The sequence below is a fragment of the Agromyces sp. P1_H4 genome, from assembly GCF_056405255.1.
On record NZ_JBFUCL010000116.1, the window covers coordinates 1 to 10216 of the forward strand.

Sequence of the window (10216 nt, forward strand, 5' to 3'; positions counted from 1 at the left end):
GCCTTCGAGCACGTCGTGCAGCCACGCGGATGCCGCGGCGATCGGGTCGTGCACCGGGTCGAAGCGCTCGGCGACGCGGCCCGGGTGATCGATGTACGCGGCGCCGACCCGGTCGACCTGGCCGCGGTGCGCGACGAACGCGATGCCCTTGGCGAGCGACACCTGCGCGACGGCGTCGAGCAACGGTTGCGCGATGGCGTCGAGCGCGACCTGCGGTTCGTCGCCGGTCGGGGCGGATGCCTCGGCTGCGACCTGCTCGTACGTCGTCGTGGATCCCATCATCACGGCCTCGAACTCCTCAATCGTCCAGTCGGGCAGGTCGCCCGCGTCGTCGTCATCGTCATCGGTTGTGGTCGCGGTCTCGGTTTCGGTCGCCGGATGCCCCGGCGGAGCGGCATCCGTCACCGGGGGTTCAGGCGGCGGCGGTGCAACCGGCTCGAACGGTGTCTCGTCCTCGGGGGCAACCGGCCCTGGCGGTTGCGCGGCACCCGAAGCGTGTGCCTCATCCACTTGTGTGAGGCGCGCCTCAACCAGCTCATCGGGCGGCTCGATCTCGAGCAGCGGGTCGCGGCCACGCACCGAGCGCACGAAGCGCAACTCGGCCTCGAGCTCGCCCATCTCGCGGTCGTCGAGCTCGAGCATCGAGCGTGCACCGCTCTCGCGCAGGAGGTCGAAGTAGTCCTCCTCGACCTCGGTCAAGCGCCGACCGTCGGCGGTCGTGAAGTACCGGCGCCGTCCCGCATCGGAGACGGCGACGATCACCTCGACGAACTCGCCGTCGGGTTCCATGCAGCAGAGGTAGTAGCGCTGGATGTCGGCGCGGCCGGTCTCGGCTGCCGCAGCGGCGCCGGCCCGGGCAGGCTCGGCGGCCTCGGCCTCGGCCTCGGCCTCGAGCTCGGACTCGGGCGGCGCGGCCGCCAGGCGCCGCGGTCGCAGGCCGTCGCCGGGTGCGATGTGCCGGCGTGGGCGATGCTCGAACGCGTCGGTGGGCACGACGAAACTGGGCAGGTCGTGGTCAGCGGGTATGGTCACTGGGGCTCCGGGGGCGGGGGCTCGCACACCGCCGGCACCGCCATGGAGCCGACGTCGCGCGCTCCCCCGATGCTACGACCGCAGGGACGGATGCCGCACCCGGCTCGCCGCCCGACCGCGCGCCGCTCGCGGCGCCGACACCGACGCGCGAAACGACTCCGCACCGATCAGATCCGCACCCGCTGCTCGTTCGGATCGAGCACGAAGACCTCGGTCGCGCGCGCCACGTAGAGGCGATGCGGCGCGTCACCCGTGACATCCGCTTCGTCCCACACCCGGATGCCGCGTGCCATCGACTTCTCAGCGAACACGGCGAGCGCGGCCCCCAGCTCGGCATCGTCGACCTGGCCGGCCAGCGCCTGAACGTACACCGCCTCCGCCTCGCCGACGGGCGTCGTCGAGTCGAAGATCGCGAGAGCGACCTCTGGACGCTCCTCGATGTTGTGCGAGTGCCGGCGAGTCATCCGCGACACCCAGAAGAACTGCGCCAATCCGTCGGCGGCGAACCACACCGGGGTCGCCCACGGCGTGCCCTCTGCGCCGGCGGTCGCGAGGGTCAGGTAGTCATTGTCCTCGACCACCCGCCGGGCGGCGGCCGCAGCCTGGTCGCGATTCCACACCGAAACGTCCATGCCGCTCACGGTAGTCGCGGGGCGGGCGGGCGTCACGCGGACGTCGCGAGCGACCCGACGCCGATCCTCGCCTGTACCCCGATCTGGGGTACAGCTTTCCTGGCCGGTGCGTGCCATCCTCTGCCAGCATCGAACGCATGAGCGATGCACCGGGGACTCCTGCAGGTTGGTACGACGATGGGTCCGGCAGCGGAACGCTCCGATACTGGGACGGGAATGCCTGGACGGATCACACCGCACCCGCTACCGCGGCGCCCGCCGCCACGACCGCCGATCCCACGGCGCCCGCATACGCATCGGGCGAGGCGCAGCCGGTGTACGGGCCCGGCGCGACGAGCACGGTCGTGACGGCGGATGCCGCGCCGGCTGCACCCGCCGGCAAGCCGCACGTGCTCGCCATCATCGCCCTGGCGGTCGCGGCGATCGGCTTCATCTTCGCGTGCATCCCCGGCGCACTCGTCGTCGGATGGGTGCTCCTGCCGATCGCGTTCGTGCTGTCGATCGTCGCCCTGTTCCTCAAGGGCGCGAAGTGGCCGGCCATCACCGGCCTGGCGCTGTCGGTCGTCGGCACCGTCGTGGCCGTGGTCGTGTTCTTCACGGTCGTCTCCACCTCGTTCAACGAGGCGTTCGAGGACATCGACGGGGCGATCGCCGAGGCATCCGAGTCCGCCGAGGAAGCGGCGGAGGAGCCGCTCGCCGAGGAGCCCGCGCCCGACGCCGTCGACACGCTGTCCTTCGGGCAGACGATGGTGTGGGAGGACGACGTGGAACTCACGGTCTCGGCGCCCGAGCCGTACACGCCCAGCGAGTACGCGGCGGGCGCGGACCTCGCGAGCAACCTCGTCTTCACGATCACGATCACCAACAACTCGACCGAGAACCTCGAGCCGCTGCCGTATCCCCGCCTCGCGTCGGGCGGCCAGGAGGGCAGCCAGATCTTCGACGTCTCCGAGAGCGGCGACATCGGCGTGCCGCCGACCACCGTGATCCTGCCCGGGCAGTCAGTCACCTGGCAGTCGGCGTGGTCGGTCGCCGACCCGAACTCGCTCACCATGCAGATCGCGCCGAGCTTCGACTACGACGACGCGGTCTTCACGAACCTGCAGTGATCCCGGATGCCGCGAGGACTGCTCGCGGCATCCGATCACTCTGCCTGCACCGAGCGGATGCGCGCCCGGCGCCCGGGTATGCCGTCTGTGACCGGAACCCAGCCGCCGTCGCGCTCGACCTCATAGCTGCGGAACGCGCACGGGATGCCACGAGCCGTCATGGCGTCGAGCGAGTCCATGAGCTGGAAGTGCAGGTGCGGCGACGTGGAGTTGCCCGTGTGGCCGACGCGTCCGAGCACGTCACCCGTGCGCACCCGCTGTCCCTCGGCGACCGCGACGCTGCCCGGGGCCAGGTGCACGAGGGCGGCGAAGACGGGGGCGGCGTCGGCGACGGAGTGGGCCTCGTTGACGCCGACGGTGTGCCGCAGGATCACGTGGTTGCCGAGGATCGACGGCAGCTTCTCGGGCGAGAAGGTCGCGGCGTTCCTCAACTGGTGCCAGAGCTCGCGGGCCGGATGGATCCACTGCCGCTCCGACATCCCGTCGACCGTGCGCACGACCTCTGCGTCGAACGGCGCGTGGATGGTCGCACCCCACGCGTAGCTCTCGCGCGTGCGGCCGCCGAAGAGCTCGCCGCGCAGCCCGCTCGCCGGGTGGAAGTGCACGCCCCTGCGTCGGTCGACCCGCAGCAGGTCGAACGCGTATCGCTGCCCCAGCAGGTCGGTGCCGTGACTCGGTACCCGGTGCGCGGGGGTCGTGACGGCCATCCAACCGTCGCCGCGCAATGGGAAGTCGACGACGAACGGGTGCTCGAGCGTGTACTCCATGGTGAGCGAGGGTAGCCGTCGCGGGCGCATGTCGGCAGCCCGGAGTAGCTTCGGCGCATGGTCACCACTGTTCGGCCCTTCGAGGTGCATGTCTCCGACGACGTGCTCGACGACCTGCGCGAGCGCCTGGCGCGTACGAGGCTCCTTCCCGATTCGCCCCGCACCCCCGCCTCGGGGATGAGCGCGGCCTACCTGCGCGAACTCGTCGACAGCTGGCTCGAGTGGGACTGGCGGGCACGCGAGGCGTGGCTCAATAGCCATCCACAGTTCATCGCCACGATCGACGAGGCCGACGTGCACTTCGTGCACCTGCGGTCTTCACAGCCCGATGCCCCGGCGCTGCTGGTCATGCACGGCTGGCCCCACACCTTCGCGCTCCAGCTCGACTTCGCCGACCAGCTGCCCGACTTCGACGTCGTCGTCGCGAGCCTGCCGGGGTTCGCCTTCTCGTCGCCCTACGCCGACGGCCCCATGACCGAGCGGCGACTCGCGGCGACCATGCACGCCCTCATGACCGACGTGCTGGGCTACGAGCGCTACGTCACCTACGGCGAAGACGTCACGGCGAACGTCAGCGACCTCATCGCCGCGCGCTACCCCGAGCAGGTCGCAGGCATCGTCGCGACGCACGCGCACTTCCCCACCGGCGACGAACGCGAGACGCTGACGGATGCCGCTGAGCGCGCGTTCTTCGACGACCTCGCCGCGCGCCACGGCCCCGACGGCGGATACGGGCACATCCAGGCGACCCGCCCCGACCTGCTCGCCGTCGCGCTCAACGACTCCCCCGCGGGGCTCCTCGCGTGGCTCGCCGAGAAGCTCGTCGGCTGGAGCGACACCCCACCCGGCGATCCGGCAGCAGTCGAGCGGCACATCTCACGCGACCGCATCCTCACCGAGGCGATGATCTACTGGGTGACCCAGTCGATCGGGTCGTCGTTCCGCCCCTACTACGAGGGCGCCGACCAGCCCGACCCCATCCCGCCCACGGCGGTGCCGGCGGCCGTCTACATCCAGCGCCACGAGGGCACGTACCCCGAGTCGATCGCCCGCCGCCACTATCTCGACCTGCGGGAGTTCGACCGCCTCGACGAGGGCGGGCACTTCGCCATCGGCGAGGTGCCCGCCGAGCTCGCTCAGCGCGTGCGGGCGTTCGTCGCCACGCTGGGCTGAGGCGCGCTAGGCGGCCGAGGCGGTGCGCTCGGCCTTTGCCAGGTTGGCGACGAGCTCGTCGCGCGTCTGCGCGCCGGCCGAGTACGCGGGCTGGTCGCGCTCGACCCGCCAGCTCTCGGCGAGCGGCCCGACGTTCACGGTGTCGAAGCCGAAGCGATCGTAGAGATCGGTCACGAACTCCGCGGCATCCGCGAAGTCGCTCGCCGTCGCCAGCGCGCGCCGACCGGGCGTGCCGGCCGGAGTGCCGTCGGTCGTGATGTCGCGAGCGGTGATGTGGTTGAAGCCCTTCGCGACGCGGCTCTCGGGGAGGTGCTGCTGCAGCATCCCGGTGACCGTGTTGCGGCCCTCGTCGAGTTCTGCGACGTGGCCGTCGCGCTCCCAGTAGTAGTTGTTCGTGTCGATCACGACCTTGCCGGCGAGCGGCTCGACCGGGATCGCGTCGAAGGCCTTGAAGGGCACCGTCACGACCACGACGTCACCCGACGCCGCGGCATCCATGGCCGTCGCCGCACGCGCCTTCGGGCCCAGCTCGGCCACGAGGTCAGCGAGCGTCTCGGGGCCGCGCGAGTTGGCGATGACCACCTCGTACCCGTTCGCGATCGCGGCCCGCGCGACCTGGCTGCCGATGTGTCCTGCTCCGATGATTCCGAGTGTCGTCATGCTCTGGCCAACGGTGCGCCTGTTCGCGGTGTTCCCGGTCCACGCGAATTCTGCGGCATCCCTCAGACTGGGCCTTCCGCAGAACCCGCGCGGGATGCGAGGCTCATCCGAAGCGGGCCGGAGCGTTCCGACCCACCCCACCCGAAGGCCACCTCGATGTCGGCACCGCAGCCCGAAGCGACCCGCGACCCCGCCGCGCCGGGAGCACCCACGCCGACACTTGCCCCGGTCGGGTCTCCGCGGGGCACCACCGCGCTCGCGTGGACCTCGCTGGTGCTCGGCATCCTCGCGATCCTGGGCTCCGTCAACCTGTTCCTTGCCGACCCGGTGACCATCGTCGTCTGCGCGCTGCTCGCCGCGATCGGGCTCGCGGCCGCCATCGTCGCGGTCGTGCGCGTTCGGCGAAGTGGCCGGCCCGCGCCCGCCATCGGCGTCGCCGGGCTCGTGGTCTCCGCGATCGCACTCGTGCTCACGTTCTTCGGCGTGCTGCAGTTCGCGTTCCTCTTCGTCTTCTCCGAGCGCCTCGAGCCGCCCGAGCCGACACTGTCGAGTGCCGAGATCGCGGCCGAGCAGGCCGCCACCGAACGCGAGTACGCCGCGGTCGCGGAGACCGCCGCCGACGCGCTCGAGTCCGTGCGTCTGCCCGACGGCACCTATCCCACGCGGCTGGCCGTCACCACCGACCATGCCCAGCTCATCACGCCCGACGGCGAGGTCATCGCCGAGTTGCCGTTCGACACGGACGTGGGGTACACGGTGTACATGGACGCCACGAAGTACGACCTGCGGCTGTTCGGACCCAACGGCACGCGGGCGGTGGTCGACTCCGAAGACGGGATCACCGTCGAGCATGTGGAGTACGCCGACTGGTGAGGCCCATCCAGGAGAGGACCGCGACGTTGCCCGCAGAGACCGAGACCATCGTCATCACCGGCGCCGCCGGACGCATCGGGCGCGAGGTCGTGCCGTTGCTCGGCCGGCCGGGGCGTGAGCTCCGCCTCGTCGACACGGCCCCGGTGCCGAGCGGCATGGACCTGCCCGACGGTGCGACCTGGCACGACGTCGCGATCGAGGACGACGCCGGCATGCGCGAGGTGCTGGCCGGGGCATCCGCCGTCGTGCACCTCGCCGGGCTCTCGTCCGAGCGGCCGTGGGCCGACCTGCTCCGGGTCAACATCGACGGCACGCAGCGCGTGCTCGAGGCGGCCCGCCACACCGGGGTGCGCCGGGTGCTGCTCGCCAGCTCGATCCACGCCGTCGGATTCGCGCCCGCGGTCGACGCGGCATCCGACGCGCCCCTGCTTCCCCGTCCCGACACGTTCTACGGCGTGAGCAAGGCAGCGATGGAGGCACTCGGCAGCCTCTACGCCGACCGCTTCGGCATGTCGATCGTCAGCGCGCGCATCTGCGCCTTCACGTCGGAGGCCGGCGACCGTCGTGGCGCCGCCCAGTGGCTCTCGCCGGGCGACATGACCCGTCTCATCGAGGCCGCCGCGGTGCTCGACGACGGCCGGCACCACCTCGTCTGGGGCGTCTCCGACAACGCCGACGGGTGGTTCTCGCTCGAGGCCGGGCACGCCATGGGCTACCGGCCCGAAGACGACTCGCGGTCTGCCTCCCGCATCGCGGACGGCACCGCACCGGCGGCACTCGCGCCGTACGGCCCCCTCGGCGGGGTGTTCACCGACGACGCGCATCCGGTGGGCGAGACCTGGGGGTGACGCCCACCGGATGAGCAGCCGCTACTTCACCGTCACCGTGACCGGCTTCGACGCCGTCTCGCCGTTCGCGTTCGCGAACACCGCGACGAGCGTGTGCGCACCGGATGCCACGCCCGAGAGCTTTACCGAGGCGACCTGTGCCGACGGGGTGGCCGCGACGAGCGACCCCGATCCGACGACGACCCCGTCGAGCTCGAAGCGGTAGGAGGTCGCGTTCGTGCCCCACCAGAGGTTGGCGGTGGCCGTGAAGGAGCTCGCCCCCTTGCGCTGGTCGGTGCTGACGACGGGCGTGCCGGGCGCGGCATCCGTCACCTTGACCGTCGTCGACGTCGTCGCCGTCGAGCCCTTGGAGTTGATGAGCTCCGCCGTGTAGACGTAGGTGCCGTTCGGCTTGCCCTCGAAGGAGACGCCCGTGGTCTGGCTCATGCCGGCGGTGTCGCCGAGCACCTTCGTCGCCACGAGCACGCCGTTCTCGTAGAGGCGGAAGATGCTGCCCGGCGTGCCCCGCCACAGGTTCATGACCACGTCGTACGTGCCGTCGTGCAGGCCGTACTCCCAGCCGCTCGTGTTCGAGAGCGTGCCACGACCCGGGGCGGATGCCGCGCCGTCGGCGGGCACGACGAGGATCGTGCTCGACGACTCGGTGACGAGCCCCGCGTGGTTGATCGCCCGCACCGTGACGGTGCGCTCGCCGGCGAGCCCGGTGAGATCCACCGCCGCGTCGGGCGCGACCGCCTCGCCGTCGAACGTCACCTCGAGCGAGCGGATGCCGCTCTCGGGGTCGTCGGCGGTGACGGCCAACTGCAGCGGGGCGTCCGCCACGACCGTGCCCGACGGGAGTCCGGCGACCACGGGCGCGGTCTCGTCGGCAGCCGGAGCGCCGACGTACGCGATCGACGCCGCCGGCGGCTCGGCCATGCCCTCGCCGATGAAGAACGACGGGTTCGGCGGCTGGTTGTACGCCGAGTTCTGCCCCGCCACGCCCACGCGGTACTGCGCGTCGTGCATCAGCGTCGGGATGCGCGTGTCCGTGGCATCCGTCGTCGTGTAGATGCGGATGCCGCTGCCGTCGGCCAGGCGCACCGCGAGTTCCTCGCGCCAGTCGCCGAACAGGTCGGCCTGCACCACGGGGTTGCCCTTGGTGGTGTTGTTCGTGAGGGTGCCGTCGAGGCGCAGCAGCTCGACCTCCTTCTCGGCCGCCGGGTCCCACTTCGAGATCGTCGGCACGCCCGAGGCGTTCGCCTCGGAGTAGTCGTGGTCGGTGATCTCGCGCAGGAGGTCGCCGTCCCACCAGGTGACGAAGTTCGCCGCCGGAATGTCGGTCGACAGCACCTCGCCCGAGGCGGACTTCAGGGTGCCGGTCGGCGAATTCCAGGCGTAGTCGCCGCCGATGTTCCACGCTTCGGCCCCGGGGTGGCTCGGGTCGATGTCGCCCGCGGTCCCGCGTCCGGTGTCCTTGTCGCCCGAGTTCGACCAGATGACCTCGCCGGTCTCGGCGTCGCGCATCGACGCGATGACGCCGCCGTTGCCCGCGGGGTGCTCGTGCACGCCGAACACCTCGAGGCCGGCACGGTCGGTGACGAAGTCGCCGACGTGCAGCGCGTCGCCGTGCTCGAGCTTCGTGTTGTAGAGGGGCGTGCCGTCGTCGTCAATGGTCAGCGCCCCGAACACGATCTCGTCGAGGCCGTCGCGGTCGACGTCGGCGGGCACGAACTGGTGGTTGCCCTGGCCCTCGTACTCCTTGCCGGCCACGTTGGAGTCGAACGTCCAGCGCTCGACGAGCTCGCCGTCGACGAGATCCCACGCCACGATGACCGTGCGAGTGTAGTATCCGCGGCTCGTGACGAGCGAGGGGTGCTCACCGTCGAGGTAGGCGACGCCCGCCAGGAACCGGTCGACCCGGTTGCCGTAGGCGTCACCCCACGCACTGACCGACCCTCGGCCGGGCTTGTAGTCGACGGTGTCGATCGCCGCGCCGGTCTGCCCATCGAAGACCGTGAGGTACTCGGGCCCGCTCAGGATGTAGCCCGACGCGTTCCGGTAGTCATTCGTCGCGTCGCCGATCACGTTGCCGACGCCGTCGACCGTGCCGTCGGCCGTCTTGAACGCGACCTCCGAGCGGCCGTCGCCGTCGAAGTCGAACACTTCGAGCTGCGTGTAGTGCGCTCCGGCGCGGATGTTCACGCCGAGGTCGATGCGCCACAGGCTCGTGCCGTCGAATTCCACGGCCTCGGCGTACACCTTGCCGGTGTAGCCCGACTGCGAGTTGTCCTTCGAGATCGACGGGTTCCAGAGGAAGACGAGCTCGTACTCCCCGTCGCCGTCGACGTCGCCGACCGTGCCGTCGCCCGGCCAGTAGGTGACCGTCTTGCCGTCGGGCAGCACCGCGTCGGCCGGCTTGGTCAGCGGGATGTCGAGGAACTGGTCGCTCCACACGCCGAAGTCGTCGGCGACGGTGACCTCGCGGGCCGTGTCGCCCTCGCCCTGCAGCGCGGTGACGAGGTAGGTCGAGTCGGCGGTGCCGTCGGCGTCGACGTAATTCGTCGTGTCGGTGATGGGCTCGTCGGTGATCCGGACGCCGTCGCGATACACGTTGAAGCCGAGGTCGCGGTCGTCGAGACCCAGCAGCCGCCAGCCGAGGTAGACGCCGTCGTCGGTCTTCACGGCCACGGGCGCGCGGTCGAGATACTCGACCTGGCGCACGAGCGTGGTCGCCACCTCGGTGGCGTACGCACCAGATGCCGCGGACGAACCGCCCGCGTTCTGCGCGACGAGCTGGTAGAGGTAGGGCCGCGTCGTCAGCACGTCGGTGTCGGTGAAGGTCGGCTCGCTGACCGTCGCCACCTGCTCGAACGGGATGTCGGCCCGCGTCGAGCGGAACACCTTCCACTGCACGGCGTCGCCGGCGTCGGCCCACGCGAGGGTGACCGAGTTGCGGTCGATCGCGGTCGTCGCGATGCCCGTGGGCACGGCCGGCAGGGGCACGCTCGCGTCGACGACGGCGACGGTCACGCGGTCGGACTGGCGCGACGCGCGGTCGCCCTTGAGGGTGGCGACGGCGTAGTCGTAGCTCTCGCCGAGCTCGACGTCGGCGTCCTCGAAGGCGGGAGCCGCCCCGTCGG

At 71.1% G+C, this 10216-nt stretch carries 8 protein-coding genes and 1 pseudogene; 4 read left to right on the forward strand and 5 right to left on the reverse strand.

Annotated elements, in window-relative coordinates; all coding sequences use genetic code 11:
- Together AC1DY2_RS09160 and AC1DY2_RS09165 are read right to left on the reverse strand one after the other, a co-directional pair.
- Positions 1 to 1032 (reverse strand): annotated as a pseudogene (locus tag AC1DY2_RS09160) (hypothetical protein); the annotation flags it as partial.
- A 167-nt stretch (positions 1033 to 1199) separates the two neighbouring features.
- Positions 1200 to 1664, reverse strand: a complete 465-nt coding sequence (locus AC1DY2_RS09165) for a pyridoxamine 5'-phosphate oxidase family protein (protein WP_476762135.1) — start codon at positions 1662 to 1664, stop codon at positions 1200 to 1202.
- 137 nt (positions 1665 to 1801) lie between these two features.
- On the opposite strand from AC1DY2_RS09165, the gene AC1DY2_RS09170 reads away from it, so the two are divergent.
- Complete coding sequence (locus tag AC1DY2_RS09170; RefSeq protein ID WP_476762136.1) at positions 1802 to 2773, forward strand: DUF2510 domain-containing protein; 972 nt, start codon at positions 1802 to 1804, stop codon at positions 2771 to 2773.
- A 35-nt stretch (positions 2774 to 2808) separates the two neighbouring features.
- Here the strand turns inward: AC1DY2_RS09170 and AC1DY2_RS09175 are convergent, their stop codons facing one another.
- A complete protein-coding gene (locus AC1DY2_RS09175) occupies positions 2809 to 3540 on the reverse strand; it encodes a M23 family metallopeptidase (protein ID WP_476762137.1) in 732 nt (243 codons plus the stop codon).
- 57 nt (positions 3541 to 3597) lie between these two features.
- Here AC1DY2_RS09175 and AC1DY2_RS09180 point away from each other — a divergent pair, with 57 nt between their 5' ends.
- Positions 3598 to 4713 (forward strand): epoxide hydrolase family protein, encoded by a 1116-nt coding sequence (locus AC1DY2_RS09180; protein ID WP_476762138.1) that lies wholly within the window; start codon positions 3598 to 3600, stop codon positions 4711 to 4713.
- Positions 4714 to 4719: 6 nt separating this feature from the next.
- On the opposite strand, the gene AC1DY2_RS09185 is transcribed toward AC1DY2_RS09180, so the two are convergent.
- On the reverse strand, positions 4720 to 5514 hold the full coding sequence (locus AC1DY2_RS09185; protein ID WP_476762139.1) for an NADPH-dependent F420 reductase: 795 nt from the start codon (positions 5512 to 5514) through the stop codon (positions 4720 to 4722).
- A gap of 15 nt (positions 5515 to 5529) precedes the next feature.
- On the opposite strand from AC1DY2_RS09185, the gene AC1DY2_RS09190 reads away from it, so the two are divergent.
- Both AC1DY2_RS09190 and AC1DY2_RS09195 read left to right on the forward strand, forming a co-directional pair.
- Complete coding sequence (locus AC1DY2_RS09190; protein WP_476762140.1) at positions 5530 to 6246, forward strand: hypothetical protein; 717 nt, start codon at positions 5530 to 5532, stop codon at positions 6244 to 6246.
- Between the two features lie 26 nt (positions 6247 to 6272).
- Positions 6273 to 7094, forward strand: a complete 822-nt coding sequence (locus AC1DY2_RS09195) for an NAD-dependent epimerase/dehydratase family protein (protein WP_476762141.1) — start codon at positions 6273 to 6275, stop codon at positions 7092 to 7094.
- 21 nt (positions 7095 to 7115) lie between these two features.
- Here AC1DY2_RS09195 and AC1DY2_RS09200 read toward each other — a convergent pair.
- A partial coding sequence (locus AC1DY2_RS09200; protein ID WP_476762142.1) for a rhamnogalacturonan lyase family protein occupies positions 7116 to 10216 on the reverse strand: 3101 nt, incomplete at its 5' end.